The following is a 17,648-nucleotide window of genomic DNA, read 5'->3' as shown; positions in this document are numbered from 1 at the left end:
TATTCGTCGGTATTTGCCGGCGGCAAAGTTCAGGCGGGAAGGGCAAGTGGCGATTGCCTCGCCATCTTCATTGCAGCAAAGATACGAGGCCGTAGAACGCCGCGGATATTGCTGCAGCCGCCGGCATCGTGATGATCCAGGCGATCACGATGTTGCCGGCCAATCCCCAGCGCACGGCTGAGACACGACGAGCCGCGCCCACTCCGATGATAGCTCCGGTGATGGTATGCGTCGTCGAAACGGGAATACCGAGCCAGGTCGCTCCGAAGAGTGTCAACGCTCCGCCGGTCTCCGCGCAGAAACCTTGCATGGGGTTGAGCCGGGTGATCTTCGACCCCATGGTATGAACGATCCGCCATCCGCCAAAGAGCGTACCGAGAGCCATTGCCGACTGGCAGGTAATGACCACCCAGAAAGGCACGTAGAATGTCGGGCCAAGATATCCCTGGCTGAACAGGAGCACCGCGATGATGCCCATCGTCTTCTGCGCATCGTTTCCGCCGTGGCCCAGCGAGTAGAGCGAAGCGGATACGAACTGCATGATGCGAAATGTGCGATCCACCGCAAACGGTGTTTGCCGGACGAATAGCCAGGAGACTGCGAGCACCAGCACTAGGGCAAGCAGAAAGCCGATGGCTGGCGATACGAAAATAGCACCGACGGTTTTTAGAAGGCCGTTCCAGACGATCGAGTTGAAGCCCACCTTTGCGAGACCAGCCCCCACCAGCCCACCGACAAGCGCATGCGACGAGCTCGACGGAATCCCGAAAATCCAGGTGATGATATTCCAGATGATCGCGCCCATGAGTGCTGCGAAGATCACTTGTGGCGAAACGATCGCAGGATCGATGATGCCGGTCCCCAGTGTTTCGGCAACATGCAGGCCGAAGAACAGGAATGCGATGAAATTGAAGAACGCCGCCCAGGCGACGGCATATTGTGGCCGCAGGACGCGGGTCGAGACGATGGTGGCGATCGAATTGGCCGCGTCATGCAGACCGTTGAGAAAGTCGAAGAACAGGGCGATAACGACCAGGCCGACCAGCAGCGGCAGAGCGAGGGAGGCATCCATCAGACGTTCTCGATGAGAATGCCGCTGATTTCATTAGCGACATCCTCGAAGCGGTCGACGACTTTCTCCAGTTCTCCGTAGATTTCGCTTCCGATCATGTAGGCCATCGCATTGCCGCTGGCGCCATGACGCAAGAACAGATCCTTCAAACCCTGGTCGTAGAGCTCATCGGAACGTCCCTCCACTCGGGTGACTTCCTCCGCGATGGCCGTGAGACGCTGCGCATTGGCTCCCAATCTGTCGAGGAGAGGTATCGCTTCCGCGACAAGGTTTGCCGCCTTGACGATTTCGCTGCCCATCTGCTGCATGAGCGGATCGAAGCTCGATTGTTCGAACAAACGGATCGTCTTGACTGCCTTGTGCATCATGTCGATCGCATCATCCATCGACTGAATAAGGTCCTTGATGTCACCCCGGTCGAAGGGCGTGATGAAGCTTCGTCGAACGGCCAGAAGAACCTCACGCGTGACATCGTCGGCCTCGTTTTCCAATGTGACGATGCGTTCGCAGTTTTTCTCAACGTCATTGCCCTTCAGGAGTTGGTCGAGGGCGTGCGCGGCGGCAACGACGGTCTTCGAGTGCTTGGAAAACATCTCAAAGAATCTGTCTTCCCGTGGCATCAGCTTGCGAAAAATGCTCATCATGCCTGGGAACCTTCCTCGTGCGGCCGATTGTCATAAATCTGTCATAAACACGCCCAGGCAATTGAAGCAACAAGCAAATTCGGTAATTCATTCGTTATGACGCCGAGCAAAAAAAGCAGGAAGCCTCGACCGGACAAATCCCAGCCACTGCTGCGGCAGCTCGCTGCCGTTCCTGAAACGCTGTTCGCCGGTGCATTCCGTCAACAATACGGCGCACTTTGCTTCCGCCACGGCAATGCCGGATCCGAGATCGAAATCCTGGTGATCACATCGCGCGAGAGCGGGCGCTGGGTCATCCCGAAAGGGTGGCCGATGAAAGGGAAAAAACCTTTCGAAGCAGCAGCAATCGAGGCCTGGGAGGAGGCAGGCGTGCGCGGGGTGGTGAAGAAGAAGCCGGTCGGCCGCTATACTTATCTGAAAGAACTCGACAATGGCGATGTGGCGCCCTGTATCGTCGACATGTTTCAGATTGAAGTCACGGACACCAGCGGCGATTTCAAGGAGCGGGGTCAGCGTATTCTCGAATGGGTCAGCCCGGATGAAGCGGCACGCCGCGTTCGCGAGATCGAACTCAAGTCGCTGCTCGTCCAATTTGAAGCGCACGGCCGAAAAAAGCCTGATCGCGGCTGACCTTCTTCGCCGGCACGTTGCAGCGCCGCGCGTCTTTTATCGCTCGAATGGTTCGCCGAGCGAAGCAACGCCATTCAGTTTCAGCAGGCGGCGGTCGGCGGAGATGATGCCGAGCACGATGATCGTGACGAGATATGGCAGGCTCGAGAGCAGCTGCGAGGGAACGTCCAGTCCGGTTGCCTGGGCAGCAAGCCCCATCAGCGAGACCGCACCGAAAAGGCAGGCGCCGAGAAAGATGCGGCCGGTGAGCCAAGTCCCGAAGACGACGAGGGCAATCGCGATCCAGCCGCGCCCGGCGATCATCCCGTCGGCCCAGAGCGGTGTATAGACCACCGACGCATAGGCGCCGGCGAAACCAGCCATCGCACCGCCGAAGGCGATGGCGAGGACGCGGACTGATATCACCGAATAGCCGATGGCGTGAGCGGCCTTCGGGTTCTCGCCGACGGCGCGGACGATAAGACCAAGCTTGCTGTAGGCAAATATCGCCCACAAAGCCAGCGTCGCGGCGAGTGAAATCCACACGACGATGTCCTGGACGAAAAGGCCACCGATAACCGGCAATTCCGAAAACCCGGGAAGGGCGAGCTTCGGAAGTCCCCTGACCGTGAGGCTTTCATAGGTCTTGCCGAAAAGCGCGGAAAGGCCCTGGCCGAGAATGCCGATGGCAAGGCCCGCCGCCACCTGGTTTGCCCGGAATCCAAGGGTGACGAAGGCAAAGAGCAGTGAAAGGACAGCGCTACCGAGCCCGGCGACGACGAATCCCAGGAGATGTCCGCCGCCCTGGTAGACGATAATGAAGGCGAGCACGGCACCGAAGGCCATCAATCCCTCGACCCCGAGGTTGAGGACGCCGGCGCGCTCGGCCACCATTTCGCCGAGGGCTGCCAGAAGAAACGGGGTCGCAGCCGCGAGCATGCCGGCAAGAATGAACTCGATGGCGTTCATGATGGGCTCCGGTGAGCGGCGCGGCGCCGTTCAAGGCGATAGCGCACGAAGGCGACGGCGATCAGGTAGGCGAGCAGCAGGCTGCCCTGGAAGACACGGACGGCAGCGATCGGCAGGTTGGCCGAGACCATGGCATTGTCGCCACCGATATAGATGACCGCCATGACCAGCGCCGAGACCACGATGCCGATCGGATGCAGGCCGCCGAGATAGGCGACGATGATGGCCGCATAGCCATAACCGCTCGCGACCGAACGCTGCAGCTGGCCGAGCGGACCGGCGACTTCGGCGGCACCGGCAAGACCGGCCGCAAAACCGCCGATCAGCAGCGAAAGCCAGATCGCCCAACCTTCCTTGAAGCCGGCATAGCCGGCAGCCCGCGGCGCCAGACCGCCGACCTGCAGCTTGTAACCGATGAAGCTCCTCTGCATGAAGACCCAGGCCGCAACCGACAAAGCGAGCGTGATGAGGAATGAGACATTGACGCGGGTACCGGCGATCAGGGTCGGCACCATCGCATCGTACTGAAACATCACCGACTGGGGGAAGTTGAAGCCATTCGGATCTTTCCAGGGGCCGAGCAGCAGATAGTTCAGCAGCTGCGCCGCAACGAGGCTCAGCATCAAAGAAACGAGGATCTCGTTGGCATTGAGGCGTACGCGCCAGAAGGCGGTGAGAGAAGCCCAGAGAGCGCCGCCGATGGCGCCGAGCAACAGCATCGCCGGCCAGATCCATTGGCCTGTTGCCTGGGGAAACCAGACCGGAATGGCAGAGGCGAAGATCGCGCCAAGAATGAACTGGCCTTCGGCGCCGATGTTGAAGACCTTGGCGCGAAAGCCGATCGCCAGTCCTTGGGCGATGAGCAGGAGCGGACCTGCCTTCAAAAGCACTTCCGAAAATGACGCCCAGGAAAGGAAGGGCTCGAAAAGCATCGCATAGACGACCGCGACAGGGTCGCGGCCCATCAAAACATAGAGGCCGAGATTAAGTGCGATCGCTCCCCCGAGCGCTATGACAGGTGCGCACAGGGCCGCGGCAAGCGAGGCGCGCTCCCGGCGGACCAGGGTGGGAACGAAAGCAAGGGACCAAGCGCTCATATATGGACTTTCTCGGGCGAGGCTTGTGCCCCGATCATGTATCGGCCGATCTCCTCGGGCTTCGTGTCCCGCGTTGCGAGCGACGGGCTGAGCCGGCCGTGGTGCAGCACCTGGATGGAATCGCAGAGCTCGAACAGTTCTTCCAGCTCCTCGGAAATGACGAGGATCGCCATGCCCTGATTGCGCAATGCGACCAGACGGCTGCGGATGGCGGACGCGGCGCCGATATCGACGCCCCAGGTCGGCTGCGCCAGGAAAAGCAGTTTGGGAGACAGCATGATTTCGCGGCCAACGATGAACTTCTGCAGATTGCCGCCGGACAGGGTGCCGGCTTCCGCATCCGGGCCGGGAGTGCGCACATCATAGTGGCGGATGCAATCATCGGTGAACGCCGTCGCCCGCGCCCTGTCGACGAGACCGTGGCGCAAAAGCTTGAGCGGATGGGCCGTCAGCAGGCTGTTGAGGACGAGCGACATTTCGGGCACGGCGCCGCGTCCGAGCCGGTCTTCCGGAACGAAGGCAAATCCGAGCGTCCGCCGCGCGGCGGCATCGAGCCTGCCGACATCCATCCCCATCATGTAGATCCGGTCGCGTTGGTCGCGCCCCAGCACCGTCTCGCCTGAAATCAACGCGGCAAGCTCGCTTTGGCCGTTGCCCGAAATACCGGCGATCCCGAGGATTTCGCCGGCACGAACTTCGAGGCTGATGCCGGAGAGCGGCACCGCAAAGGGATCGTCGGGCTGATAGTCCAAACCGATGATCTCCAGCCGCTTTTCGCCGCCAGACAGTGGCAGCGCCGACATCGGCGCCGGCATGTCATGGCCGATCATCATGCGGGCAAGGTCATGGGCATCATGTTCACGCGGGTCGACATCCCCGGTTACGCGTCCGCCGCGCAGGATCGTCGCCCGATCGCAGATCGCACGGATTTCTTCGAGCTTGTGGGAGATCAACAGGATGGAAACGCCGCCGTCGCGCAGCCGTCGCAGCGTGTCGAAGAGCTTCTCCACCAGTTGCGGCGGCAGGACGGAGGTGGGCTCGTCGAGGATCAGCAGTTTCGGGTTGGTCATCAGGCTTCGGATGATCTCCACCCGTTGCCGCTCGCCGACGGACAGCGCATGCACATGGGCAAGCGGGTCGACTTCGAGGCCGAATTCCCGTCCAAGCGTCCGAATGCGTTCCTTGAGCTCAGCCTTGCGGCCCGGCACGACCAGCCGAATATTCTCCAGGACGGTCAGTGTCTCGAACAGCGAGAAATGCTGGAAGACCATGCCGATACCGTGGCGCCTTGCCTCGGCAGGGGAGGCAAGACGCAAGGGTTCTCCTTCCCAGATGACCTCTCCGTCGTCAGGTTGCTCGACGCCGTAGATCAGTTTCATCAGCGTCGATTTTCCCGCCCCGTTTTCCCCGAGGATCGCATGAATCGATTGCGGCGCCACGTCCAGATCGATGGCCTGATTGGCATGGATCTGGCCGTAGCTCTTCGAAATGCCGCGCAGCGACAGGAGCGGGGTGGTCATGACTTATTTCGGCAGCGGCGTGGACACGCCCTTGACGTGCCAGTTCATGGCGATGATCTCGGGGTCGGCCATGGTCGCACCCGATGCGACAGCTTCGCTGCCGTCGGCCTTGGCGATCGGCCCGGTGAAGGGCGAGAAGCTGCCGTCGGCGATCTTTACCTCGATCTCCTTGATCTTGGTCATCACGTCAGCCGGAATATCAGGATTCCAGTCGACCACTTCGACGACCTTGTCGGCAACGCCGAGGAACGCATTGGCGCCCTTGAACGTACCGGCGAGATGGGCATCGACCGAGGCCTTGAAGAACGGCGACCAGTCCGTCGCGATGCAGCCGAGATAGGTTTTGGGCGCATATTTCTTCATCGAGGAATTGAGGTTGAAGGCGTAAACGCCGGCTTCCTCACAGGCAGAGATCACAGACGGCGTGTCCTGGGCGTTGGAGAAGATCACGTCGCACTTCTGCGCGATCAGGGCCTTGGCGGCTTCCTGCTCCTTGGCCGGATCGAACCATGAGTTCACCCAAACCACCGAGACCTCGATATCGGGTTTGACGGCCTGGGCGCCGAGCGTAAAGGCGTTGATCGAGGTAATGAGCTCGGGGATGGCAAAGGCGGAGACTGAGCCGAGCTTGCCGGTCTTGGAAAGTGCTGCCGCAGCCATGCCGAGCAGGTAGGTACCCTGGAAATACTTGGCGGCGAAAGGCGAGAAGTTCGGAGCGACCTGGAAGCCGGAGGCGTGCAGGACGGTGACGCTCGGATCGCGGCGGGCGATCTGCAGGGCGCCGTTCTGATAACCGAAAGAGCCGGCGACCAGGAACTTGTTTCCGTCGGCGACGGTCTTGTTCATGATGCGGTCGGCGTCCGGGCCTTCCGCGATATTCTCGAGCACGGTGACCTTCACCTTGTCGCCGTAAGCGGCCTTGATCGGCTCGAGGCCGGCGGCAAGTGCGTGCCCCCAGCCAACGTCGCCGACAGGCGAGGGGATTACCAGCGTGATGCCGAGTGGCTCGTCGGCGGCAAAAGCAAGCCGGCTGCCGAGCGCGCCGGCGAGGCCGGTGGCGGCAGCGGCCGTCATAAGATTTCTGCGGGTCAGTTTGGTCATGTTCTCAGTTCCCTCTTTTGGTTTTTTTAAAATTCCACGGTGGATAGTGCGGCCTCGGCATCGGCAGCCAGCTTGGCCTCGTCGAGCCCGGGAAATTCGCCCTTCTGCCAGACGATGCGGCCATTGATCATGGTCATGTCAGTCGCCATGCCGATGCCGACGCGGGCAATCAGGCTCAGCGGATCGTGGCGCGTGCCGACATAATCCATGCGCCGAGTGTCGATCGCAAACAGGTCGGCGGCCATGCCGGGCGCCAGCCGGCCGATATCGCGTCGGCCGAGCAGACTGGCACCCCCTGTCGTGCAGTAGCCGAGGAAATCGACCGGCGGCGGCACGGGATGGGCGCGGCCGGAGGCGACGAGGCATTGCAGCATGTAAGCGGAATGCAGGCAGTGCATCAGGTTGGAATTGTCGTTGGAGGCAGCACCGTCGCAGCCGAGGCCGACGCGCAGGCCGAAGGCTGCCATGGCGGGAATGTCGGTGACCTCAGCGCCGACCAGATAGACCGGTTCCGGGCAATGCGCGACACCGGTGCCGCTGGCCGCCATCTTCCTGAGCTCGTCGTGGGTCAGCTCCCAGCAATGGGCATAGAAGGTATCAGGCCCGGCAAAGCCAAGTTCTTCCAGATAGTCGACCGTGCGCATGCCGTGGCGCGCCTGAATGACCGGGCTTTCGCCTTCGCCGACATGGGTATGCATCATGACGCCGCGATCGCGCGCCAGTGCCACCGATTCCAGGAAAGTCTCGCGGTAGCAATTGACCGGCTGACAGGGGGCGACCACGACCTGGCGCATGCTGAAGGGGCTGGTATCGTGATAGGTGTCGATCAGCCGGGCGCAGTCAGCGATGAATTCGTCGGTCGTTTCCAGCATCTCGTCGGGAATGGTCGAGCCTTCCGACTTCGGCAGGGTATTGCCGCCGCGGCCGGCATGGAAACGCATGCCGAGCAGTTCGGCCGCTTCGAACTGGCGGTCGATCAACCGCTTTCCGGCGTGCCGGGGGAAATTGTACTGATGATCCAAGGCTGTGGTGCAGCCGTGCTTGACCATCTCGGCCATCGCCGTGACGGAGGAGTGGTAAAAGCATTCCTCGTTGAGCTGCGAAAAGATCGGGTAGATGCGGTCCAGCCACTCGATCACCGAGAGCTTCGTCCAGTCGAGATCGGCGCGGTTGCGCACGAAGCACTGGAAGAAGTGATGGTGGGTGTTGACGAGACCCGGATAGACAAACCAGCCCGCAGCATCCTGAACGGTCGTGCCGGCAGGCAGTGCGTCCGCCGCCAGATTTTCGCCGATCGCCAGGATCGCCGGACCGTTGGTAAGGAGATCGACATTGCGATGGACGGCCGGTCCCTTGCCCTCGTCGACAATCACGGCTGCGCAGTTCTTCAGGAGATAGCCAGCCATGTCACGCCTCGCCCGGTTCGATATGAGGTTCGGGCTTCAACTCGTGCAGCCGGTGGATACCAGGCATTTCGATAAATTTGTCGAGGGCGCGCAGCGCCCGCGACCAGAGCCGGATCGCGGGATAAGCATCCAGCGTAACGCCGCCATCGGGAGCCAGTGCCACATAGGGAAAGCAGGCGATGTCGGCAATTGTCGCCCGGTCGGCGGCGAGGAAGCGCATGCCGCGAAGGCCCTGCTCGACAAGCCCAGCTTCAAGCTCGCGAAGCGCGGCGATGCCCTGGGCCTGCAGCGCGCCGATATCGCCCGGCCGCAACAGCATTTCATGGAGTCGCGCTGCCCCGAGGCTTGCCGTCAGCCGGCCGGAGAACGACAGCCATTGCTGCACCCGCGCCGCTTCCTCGGCCTTACCACTGCCGAGCCATTCGGGTGCTGCCTTGGCGGCGAGATAGACGAGGATCGCCGACGATTCCGTCAGGATCAGATCCCCATCTTCCAGGATCGGAATGGAGCCTGCCGGGTTGAGCGCAAGCAGCTCGGGGCCGCGATGCTCGGCGCCGGGATGGAAATCCACCGGGCGCAGGTCAAGCTTCACGCCGGTCAGCGCCGCCATCAGGCGCACCTTGTAGCAACTGGGCGAGAGAATGTAGTCGTAGAGCTTCATTGCGCCACCAGCTGTGCGCCGTAGGTATAGTTGTGGCGCTTCAGCCAGCGCCGGTAAGCGATCGATGTCAGATCGGCCCGCGTCGGAATTTCCATGCCGGGGTCGAGCGGCAGCAGCCGCGGGATCTGGTTTTCGAGGATCGAACGGTCCTGCAGAAAGATCGTCTGCTGGAAATGAATGAGGTCGGTCATCGCGGTTTCGTCGTCGAAGAGCGCCATCCACGGCCAGACGTCGCAGAGGTCTTCGGCCAGCGGCTGCACGAAGAGCGTGATGACATCCCATTCGCTCGGGCGCGGCGGGCAGGTCTTGTAAAGTACGGAGCAGGTGGGCGCCGGCACGCGGTACATGTATTCCGTCGTGATCCCGCCGCTTGCCGACTTGGCGGCCTGCGGCTGGTAGAATTTCACCTGCGTTGCCCAGACCTCGTCTTCCTCCTCGCGGATCTCGACCTTGTAGTTCTGGACCTCTGTATGCGGCTCCGCGCCGAGAATATCGGTGTGGACGAAGGGGAAATGGGCGATATCGAGGAAGTTCTCGACGGCGCGCAGCGGCGAGCAGCGCACCCGCACCACGCCGACATCGACGAAGCGGCGACCGGGCTGATCTGCCTCGGGAATGGGGAAAAGGTCCTTCTTCGGCTGGCCGAGGGAGGACCAGACATGACCGTAACGCACACGCACCGGCAGAACGCGGCCATCGCCGCCCGTCACCCTCGCATTGCCATCGGCATCGCGCGCCACGTCGATCGGCTCGCCCATCAGCGCCGTCTTGCGGCTGGCGCTGTCGAGCTGGCTGAAAAGCCCGACCGGATACCATTCATCGATCATCGCCTGCATGGTCATTGCGCGATCTCCTTTTTCTGAAGACCCTCAGCCCGGCGGCGCAGGCTTTCGGCGGCCCGTGAAGCGCCGATGCCCGCAGCAAGGCCGGTGTCACCCTTCAGCAGCACATGGATCAGCGTCTGTCCGTCTTCTTGGGCGGATAATAGCAGACAGATGGTCCCGGTGGATGCATCGAACTCGACAAGACCATCAGGGCTCGCCTTGCCGCCGGCCGCCGCCTCGATCGCGGCGATGCCGGCGAACGCCGTCAGCGAGCGCAGGGGAATGAGGCCCTCGAGCCCCGGCGGCTTCGATGCGGGCGTGCCCACGGCCACCCAGATCACGCTGTCCGCTTCCTCGACATCATGGGTGGCGACGCGGATGGTTTCCGGTGGTGTCAGCCCCGGATGGGCGGGGATGCGGAGACAGTTTCCGGCCTGGCCATAGCTCCACCCGTGATAGATGCAGGAGAGCGCCTCGCCGCGCACGAAGCCGTGAGACAGGCGCATGCCGCGATGCGGACAGCGATCCGCCGATGCCGATATGCGCCCCGAAGCGCTGCGCCACAGGGCAATCGATCCGGCTGCCGTCCGCACCGGCATGACGGTTCCGGCCGGCAAATCCCGGGAGAGGGCGACTGGCGTCCAAAAGCCCGTCGTATCGGAAGGCATGACTAGAATTCCCAAACAAAACCAAATGCTTGCCGATCAAGTCCCACGTCGGCGCCGAGGCAATTCCGCCGCAACCTTATCAGGTTTGCATAATTATTTCGCATTGGCAACATTGAGTAAATAATATGCACGGGTGAAATACGCCACAGCCCGGACTAGGTCCTTTCGCCGCTGATCGTCGTTCGATCTATCCTCTCGACCCACACGTCGATAGGCCCGAGAGAGCATCCCATCTCCATCATGTCGATCAGCTCCTCCGGCCCAGCAACCTCAAGTTCGATCCGCATGGAACTCGTATGAGATATGGTGTGCGAGAGCCCAAGCTTGGCAGCGTGGCGCCGGATCCAGGGAACGAAGGAGGCAGCCTCCAGTTCACCGACAATCGTCATCCGCTCCAGAAGGTGGCTTGTCTCTTGTTCTGTCATGAGGATTGTTCGACCTCGCCTCGCCTCGCCTTGCCTTGCCGCACCATAGCGCCTGATTGAACTTACGAAAGAAGTTATCGCAAGGCGAGGATATGCGCCGCGGCAGATCCTGAGAATTCAAGTAGCGAGTAAGTTCCATAATTCAGATTATGCCATATTGCGCAATCTAGAGTTGATAGACCTCGTTCGGACGAGTCGCGATGAGTATGTCAACAAACTGATAAATAACGATAATCACGAAATTTTCTCGGAAACATGCACGCCGGAGAGGATTCTTGCTTCCTCATTTCCTCAATCGCTTTTAACGCAAGGCGGCACAGGAGCCAGCCTTGTTGGCCGAAAGGTTGGCCGCTTGCAAGAGCATGACGAGGACCTAGGCGGAGGACTAACGAAAATAGTTGATTGCCGCTCTCATCTTTAGTACCGACCTATCACCCGGTTAAAGGATGTCACGTGGCTATACTCCCGATGCAAGATCCACCTCGCACGGCTGAAACTTTTGTCGCCGAAAATATAGGTCTTCTGATAGAGCGGAACGAAATTCTCTGCGACGTCAGTCTTAAATTTCCGGCAGGAGAAGTTGTCGCGTTGGTCGGCCACAACGGCTCCGGAAAATCCAGTCTTCTCAAAATGTTAGCTCGCCAGCTTGCGCCGAGCACTGGATCGATCTCTTACGGGAACCAGGATCTGAGGATGTATAGCGAACGCGCCTTTGCGCGTTCGGTCGCATATCTGCCCCAGGATGTCACGACCGGATCGGAAATGACGGTCCGCGAGCTTGTGGGATGCGGTCGTTATCCGTGGCACGGAGCGCTCGGCCGGTTCACCAAGAACGATGAAGAGAAAGTCGAGGAAGCCCTTCGAGCCACGCATATCGAAACGTTCGCCGACCGTATCATGGGAACACTATCGGGCGGTGAGCGGCAACGGGCCTGGATTGCGATGCTGATCGCTCAGGATGCTCGCTGCCTGTTGCTCGACGAACCGACTGCGGCACTCGACGTTGCTCATCAGGTCGAGGTGCTCTCACTTGTGCGACGCTTGGCGCATGAGGGTGGAAGGAGTGTCGTCATCGTTCTCCACGACATCAACATGGCCGCCCGCTTCTGCGATCGGATCCATGCATTGAAACGCGGTCGCGTGGTTGCCAGCGGAACGCCGAGCGCGATCCTCGCGCCGAACACGCTGCAAGAGATCTATGGGATCGACATGGATGTGATCTCCGCGCCCAACCTGCCCTATCCGCTCGCCTATGTTTGCTGAGGCCGGCCGATCAATGGGGGTTTCGCGGCGCACCTTTTTGCATTTCGCGGCGGCCTCACTCATTCCAGCTCCGCTGTTTGCACAGTCGATGGGCCCAAGGATCGTCAGTCTCGACTACGGCCTTGCGTCCACTCTTTTATCCCTCGGATTGCCTCCGGTCGGGATTTCAGACCTCGCCGATTGGGACAGATGGGTTGTCGAGCCGCCGATGCCAAAATCCGTCGTCGATATCGGCAGTGCGTTCGAGGTCAATTTTGAAATTCTCGTCACGCTGAAGCCCGACATTATCTTGACCACACCCTACCTGGATGAGCTGTTGCCCAAGCTGCAGTCGGTGGCGAAAGTCGTTCGGCTGGAAATCTTTACGCCAGGCATTGGACCTATTCTTACCGCTGCCATCGCGGCGACGCGTAAATTGGCCGTTGAGCTTGGCCGTGAGAATGAAGCAGAGCAGTTTCTCGCGCGCGCCGACGTCTTCTTTGCGCAATGCCGCAGTCGCCTGGAGGGCAAGAACCTGCCGCCGGTCGCCCTAGTGAATTTCATGGATGCCCGCCATGCCCGCATCTACTCGAGTCCCGGACTGTTCCACAATGTGCTCGAGCGCATCGGTGTCCGGAACGCCTGGACCAGAGAGTCGAATTACTGGGGCTTTGAAACGATCGGGATTGAAGATCTCTCCAAGGTCACCGATCCGGACGCGCGTCTAATCGCCTTTGAGCCAATTCCTCCGGACGTTCTTCCAAAGCTCGCTCAGAGCCCGCTGTGGAACAGGCTTTCGTTTGCGCGTCCAGGCCATCTGTCAATTCTGCCGCCAGCCCTGATGTTCGGGATGGTGAACGAGGCCATGCGCTTCGCGGGCCTTTTGACAGATCTTCTGGAAAAGGACGCTTGATGGTATCCCGCCGCGACAATATCGGGCCAGCAATTGTCCTCCTCCTCCTGATGTGCGGTGGAGGCGTGGCATCGTGGTTTCTTGCCGCTCCTGCGATGTCAGAAATGGCTCGACCGGATTACGATGTCACGCGAATGGTGTTCACCTATTCGACGCTTCCCCGTCTTGCGACAGCGCTGATTGCTGGAGCCGCGCTTGCCTTGTCCGGTGCGCTGTTTCAGCAAGTTTTGCGAAACCCGCTCGCCGATCCTACCACCCTTGGCGTGTCGGCCGGAGCAAACCTGGCGCTGGTGGTAACATCGCTGTTTCTTCCCGACTTGCTTGGCGCCGGCCGCGATCTTGTCGCTCTGATCGGCAGTGCGACCGCTGCCGCGATCGTCGTCAGCCTGGGCGCGCGCCGCGGTTTTTCGCCTTATTCGCTTGTTTTGTCGGGGCTGGTTCTCAGTCTTTGGTGCGGCGGCCTCGCTGCCATCCTGACCTATTTGAACCAGCGCTACCTCTCGAGCCTGTTCATCTGGGGCGCCGGCTCGCTGGCACAGCAAAGCTGGGTCATTCCCCTGTCGCTTCTTTGGAAGTTAGCTGTCATCGCCATCGGCTGCGCGTTCGTAATGAGACCGCTTTCGCTGCTCGATCTTGGCGAGAGCAGTTCCACGGCACTCGGCGTCAGATTGGTCCGCCTGCGTTTCGTTGTCGTCGCCCTTGCCGTAGTACTTGCTGCATTTGTCACCAGCGCCGTTGGGGTCATCGGTTTCATTGGACTGGTCGCGCCGACGATTGCGCGATTGTCCGGAGCACGGCGTCCCGCGCAGCTCATCCTCTGGTCTCCCCTGATCGGCGCCGGACTGCTGTTCTTCGCCGACTCCATCCTGCAACTCGTCGCCGGCGGCCTTGGTGATTTTTTGCCGACGGGGGCGGTGACAGCCATCTTCGGTTCGCCGCTGCTTCTCGCCCTCCTGCCGCGGCTGAAGATCCGTCATAGACTACAGCAATCGTCGGCGTTCAGACGGCCACGTCGATGGGAGGGAACCCGACCGGTCATCATCGCGGCCGCCGGCCTGCTCGTCCTGTTGATGGTCAGCGCTTTTCTCGGACGCGACGTCAATGGCGGCTGGGCCTTTACATCAGGCGAATTTTCGGTCGATGTCCTCGCGATCAGGATACCTAAAATCCTCGCCGCCCTGACATCGGGCGCCATGCTTGCGGTCGCGGGCTCGATCCTTCAGCGACTGACCGGAAACGAAATGGCAAGTCCCGAAGTTCTGGGAATCAGTGCCGGTGCGACCTTCGGTGTTGCTATTGCCCTGTTTGCCGTCGCTCCAGGATTTTCCGGACAATTTGCATTTGCCGTGGCCGGTGCGATCAGCGTTCTTTTTGTCATCTTCGCCAGTTCCCGGCGATCGGCGTTCGCGCCTGAACGAGTCCTGCTGGCGGGCATTGCCTTAAGCGCGATGGTCGATGCTGTCGTCGGCGTGTTGAGCTCGACGGGAGATCCGAGAGCAGTTCTGCTGATGCGGTGGATGAGCGGGTCCACCTATCTTATCGAGGGGTCGACCGCCGCAATGGAGGTGGCGCTCGGCGCCGTGCTGATTGCCGTCTCTCTCGCCGCTCGCCGCTGGCTTGACATCCTTCCTCTTGGGCCATCGCCTTCGGCGGCGCTCGGCATACCCTTGGCAAAATCGCGATTTGCGCTCTTTGGCCTCGCAGGATTGTTGACGGCTGCCGCGACGCTCACGGTTGGCCCGTTGTCGTTCATCGGCCTCATGGGACCTCACCTTGCGCGCGAGGCGGGATTGGCGCGCGCGCTGCCGCAAATGGTTGGCGCCGCTCTGATCGGAGGGGGGCTTATGGTTGCGGCTGATTTCGTCGGCCGCACGATCGTATCGCCCTACCAGATCCCGGCCGGTCTTGTTTCCGCACTCATCGGAGCGCCGTTCTTAATGCTGATGATGCGGAAGCGCGGCGCCAGCTGAGGGTTGCGCGCAGGGCGGTGGGCGTCATCGCGGTGATGAAAGTCCGCCATGAATAGGAGCGTTTTTGCTCCGTCAGCGAAGATCCGCAGACAAGCGGTCATCCACGACGCCGACTACAGCGCCGCGCGTCTTTTCAGAGGCGCGGCGCTGAAACAGTCGGAATTACAGCATATTTCGACGCTCAGATTGCGGACGCCGCTTTGATCGGACAAAGGCGGCGTCCGGCACTTTACCAGGAATACTTCAGCGTGCCGACGACCTTACGCCGATCGCCGTAGAACTCAGTTCCGAAATAGCTGGTGGCGACATACTTATGGTCAAAGAGGTTCGTCGCATTGACGGCCAGCGTCACGTCCTCGGTCGCCTTGTAGCTGACCGCGGCATCAACCAGCGTATAGCTGGCAAGCGACACCGTATTTGCATCGTCACCGTAGGTCTGACCGATATAGCGGACACCTCCCCCGATCGTCAGGTCACCGCGCCATCCATCTCCCGGAATCTTGTAATCGAGCCAGGCCGATGCCAGATGTCGCGGCACGCGGGAAGGCCGGTTACCGACATTGCCGCCTGTCCCGTCTTCACGGATTTCAGCATCCCAATAGGAATAAGCAAGCGTCAGATTGAGCCTGTCGTTGATTGCGGCTTTCCCTTCAAGTTCGATGCCGCGCACACCGACCTTGCCAATCTGCTCCTGCACCAGAGGGCTGACATAGCTCGGCACATTCGTTTGGGTAAGATCAAACAGCGCCAAGGTGAAGAGACCGTCAAACCCATCCGGCTGATATTTGAGGCCAACCTCGTATTGTTCACCCTGCTGTGGTTTCAACGATCCTGTCACAGCGTAGCCGTTTGCGGTCTGCGCGACGAGCGGCTGGAAGCTTTCCGAATAGTTCGCATAAGCTGCGAGATTCGGCGTAAATTTATACGTCAGTCCGGCACGCTTGGTGAAAGCTGACGCCGTGTCGTCGTCGCTTGTCCCGCTATCGAGGTAATCCGCAGTCGTGTGAACCTGGTCCCATCGTCCGCCCAGGGTAACGATCCATCGGTCGTCGAACGTCAATTGCTCCTGAGCATAGATCCCGAGCGCCTGCTGCTTGACGCGCCAGTTCACGTAAGGGCCAAGGTTAATGCAGGAAAGACCGCAATAGACCGGATTATCAATATCGATCGGCCCGGCCGTGCCGAACAGGATGTTTTCGCGCGTATTGTCACTGGTGTAATCGACGCCGACCAGCGTCTTGCTGTCGATCCCGTCCCATCCAGTATCGTACTGGAGCTGATTGTCGAAGGCATAGCGGTTGGACATGCCGTCAACCGAGAACGCCGTTCGATTGGCCGTCGGATCCAGCGATGCGCCATAAACTTCAGCATAGTCGAGCTCGAGATGCGTATAGCGGGCATTCGAGCGGAAGGTCAGGTTGTCGTTGATCTCGTGCTCGAACTGATATCCGATGTCGACCTGCTCCGTATTGAAGCGATTGAAGTCTGGTTCGCCGAGGAAGGTGTCGATATCGATATTTGCGCCGGTCGGAACGCCCCGTGCGCCCGTTCCATCGCGTTTATAATAATCGGTCAGAATGGTGAGCGAGGTCCCCTCTTCCGGCTTGATCGTCAATGCCGGTGCAATGTAGGTGCGGTCGTCGTTCGAATAATCCAAGCCCTGGTCACCGTCCTTGGCAAGTCCGGTAAGCCGGTAGGTCCATACGCCATCGGCATCGATTGGGCCGCCGAAATCCGCACCCACTTCCTTGGTGCCATCCCCATAAGACGTGTAAACTTCGCCATGCTTCTCATCCAAGGGACGCTTGGTGATCGCATTGACGAGTCCTCCCGGACCGTTGAGGCCAAAGAGGGTCGACGTCGATCCCTTCAGGACCTCGACGCGCTGAAGACCATAGGGTTCGAGGCGGCTGGCCGTGAACCAAGCGGGAATACGCGCCGCCAGTCCATCCCGATAGGTGCCGAGCGCCGTCTGATCAAAGCCGCGAATTCTGATATAGTCGTACCGGTCGTCGTTGCCGAACTCATCTGAAAAGACGCCGGCGGTATAAGCGACCGCCTGCTGAAGATTGTCCACATGACGCTCTTCCAACTCTTTTTGCGTCACCACCGACACGGACGCCGGTACATCGACGACCGGAGTATCTGTTTTGGTGCCTGTGGCGGTATCCTTGGCAACGATGGTGCGATCAGGGCCAACCACACGATCCGACTTGCCGGTTATGACGATCGGAGCCAATTGCGTTGCCTCTTCGGCCGAATTGTCTTGTGCCCAGCCGATACCTGCCGATCCGAACGACACCGTTATTAAAGCGCTGCTCGCAACCAATCGGCTTGTGAACACGCGCAATTTTCCCTGTAGTCCCACTGTCATACTATCCCCTGTCAGACCAATATCGGGCAGTGTGCCGGCCGCCCCCTCCGGCCACTGCTAAAAGTCGTTTACTCAAACAGGAGAATTGGAGTCAACTTAATAATCACGCTTTTGTGACCATCTTTGCACCCGGTCGGGACCATGAGGTTTCGG

General features: G+C 60.4%; 16 protein-coding genes. 4 read left to right on the top strand and 12 right to left on the bottom strand.

The features are described 5' to 3' along the window. Positions 1–67: 67 nt before the first annotated feature. Complete coding sequence (locus HX899_RS04140; RefSeq protein ID WP_180195828.1) at positions 68–1,072, bottom strand: inorganic phosphate transporter; 1,005 nt, start codon at positions 1,070–1,072, stop codon at positions 68–70. Further along, entirely contained in the window at positions 1,072–1,716 is a 645-nt protein-coding gene (locus tag HX899_RS04135; protein WP_017958149.1) for a DUF47 domain-containing protein, read from the bottom strand. Before HX899_RS04135 ends, HX899_RS04140 begins: the two co-directional genes overlap by 1 nt. Positions 1,717–1,812: 96 nt before the next feature. On the opposite strand from HX899_RS04135, the gene HX899_RS04130 reads away from it, so the two are divergent. Further along, positions 1,813–2,346, top strand: a complete 534-nt coding sequence (locus tag HX899_RS04130) for an NUDIX hydrolase (protein WP_181291682.1) — start codon at positions 1,813–1,815, stop codon at positions 2,344–2,346. Between the two features lie 36 nt (positions 2,347–2,382). Here HX899_RS04130 and HX899_RS04125 read toward each other — a convergent pair whose 3' ends face one another. The 9 genes from HX899_RS04125 to HX899_RS04085 form a co-directional block, all read right to left on the bottom strand. After that, on the bottom strand, positions 2,383–3,294 hold the full coding sequence (locus HX899_RS04125; RefSeq protein ID WP_180195830.1) for an ABC transporter permease: 912 nt from the start codon (positions 3,292–3,294) through the stop codon (positions 2,383–2,385). Then, entirely contained in the window at positions 3,291–4,391 is a 1,101-nt protein-coding gene (locus HX899_RS04120) for an ABC transporter permease (RefSeq protein WP_180195831.1), read from the bottom strand. Before HX899_RS04120 ends, HX899_RS04125 begins: the two co-directional genes overlap by 4 nt. Further along, positions 4,388–5,911, bottom strand: coding sequence for an ABC transporter ATP-binding protein (locus HX899_RS04115; RefSeq protein WP_181291681.1), 1,524 nt, complete (start codon positions 5,909–5,911; stop codon positions 4,388–4,390). Before HX899_RS04115 ends, HX899_RS04120 begins: the two co-directional genes overlap by 4 nt. A 3-nt stretch (positions 5,912–5,914) precedes the next feature. Then, positions 5,915–7,012 (bottom strand): BMP family ABC transporter substrate-binding protein, encoded by a 1,098-nt coding sequence (locus HX899_RS04110; RefSeq protein ID WP_017958144.1) that lies wholly within the window; start codon positions 7,010–7,012, stop codon positions 5,915–5,917. A 26-nt stretch (positions 7,013–7,038) separates the two neighbouring features. Beyond that, on the bottom strand, positions 7,039–8,418 hold the full coding sequence (locus tag HX899_RS04105; RefSeq protein WP_181291680.1) for an amidohydrolase: 1,380 nt from the start codon (positions 8,416–8,418) through the stop codon (positions 7,039–7,041). Between the two features lies 1 nt (position 8,419). Then, positions 8,420–9,079 carry a glutathione S-transferase family protein gene (locus HX899_RS04100; RefSeq protein ID WP_171600088.1) on the bottom strand — a complete coding sequence of 220 codons (660 nt, stop codon included), beginning with the start codon at positions 9,077–9,079 and terminating at the stop codon, positions 8,420–8,422. Next, a complete protein-coding gene (locus HX899_RS04095; RefSeq protein WP_171600089.1) occupies positions 9,076–9,921 on the bottom strand; it encodes an aromatic ring-hydroxylating dioxygenase subunit alpha in 846 nt (281 codons plus the stop codon). Before HX899_RS04095 ends, HX899_RS04100 begins: the two co-directional genes overlap by 4 nt. Then, positions 9,918–10,571 (bottom strand): Rieske (2Fe-2S) protein, encoded by a 654-nt coding sequence (locus HX899_RS04090; RefSeq protein ID WP_171600090.1) that lies wholly within the window; start codon positions 10,569–10,571, stop codon positions 9,918–9,920. The genes HX899_RS04095 and HX899_RS04090 overlap by 4 nt, the downstream gene beginning before the upstream one ends. A 155-nt stretch (positions 10,572–10,726) precedes the next feature. Continuing rightward, positions 10,727–10,996 carry an acylphosphatase gene (locus HX899_RS04085; RefSeq protein ID WP_181291679.1) on the bottom strand — a complete coding sequence of 90 codons (270 nt, stop codon included), beginning with the start codon at positions 10,994–10,996 and terminating at the stop codon, positions 10,727–10,729. Between the two features lie 468 nt (positions 10,997–11,464). Here HX899_RS04085 and HX899_RS04080 point away from each other — a divergent pair, with 468 nt between their 5' ends. Genes HX899_RS04080 through fhuB form a run of 3 tightly spaced genes read left to right on the top strand, consistent with a single transcriptional unit; the run spans position 11,465 to position 15,121 of the window. Beyond that, positions 11,465–12,259, top strand: coding sequence for an ABC transporter ATP-binding protein (locus tag HX899_RS04080; RefSeq protein WP_138334736.1), 795 nt, complete (start codon positions 11,465–11,467; stop codon positions 12,257–12,259). Between the two features lie 13 nt (positions 12,260–12,272). Then, positions 12,273–13,151: an iron-siderophore ABC transporter substrate-binding protein gene (locus HX899_RS04075; RefSeq protein ID WP_138334638.1), complete on the top strand. Its 879-nt coding sequence runs from the start codon at positions 12,273–12,275 to the stop codon at positions 13,149–13,151. Then, entirely contained in the window at positions 13,151–15,121 is a 1,971-nt protein-coding gene (fhuB, locus tag HX899_RS04070) for a Fe(3+)-hydroxamate ABC transporter permease FhuB (protein ID WP_181291702.1), read from the top strand. Before HX899_RS04075 ends, fhuB begins: the two co-directional genes overlap by 1 nt. Positions 15,122–15,350: 229 nt before the next feature. Here fhuB and HX899_RS04065 read toward each other — a convergent pair whose 3' ends face one another. Further along, on the bottom strand, positions 15,351–17,495 hold the full coding sequence (locus HX899_RS04065; RefSeq protein ID WP_138334637.1) for a TonB-dependent siderophore receptor: 2,145 nt from the start codon (positions 17,493–17,495) through the stop codon (positions 15,351–15,353). Positions 17,496–17,648: the final 153 nt, after the last annotated feature.

This window comes from Rhizobium sp. WYCCWR 11146, from assembly GCF_013591995.1.
GTDB lineage: Bacteria > Pseudomonadota > Alphaproteobacteria > Rhizobiales > Rhizobiaceae > Rhizobium > Rhizobium indicum.
The sequence above is the reverse complement of the archived record's forward strand: the minus strand, read 5'-3'. Positions and strand labels throughout refer to the sequence as shown.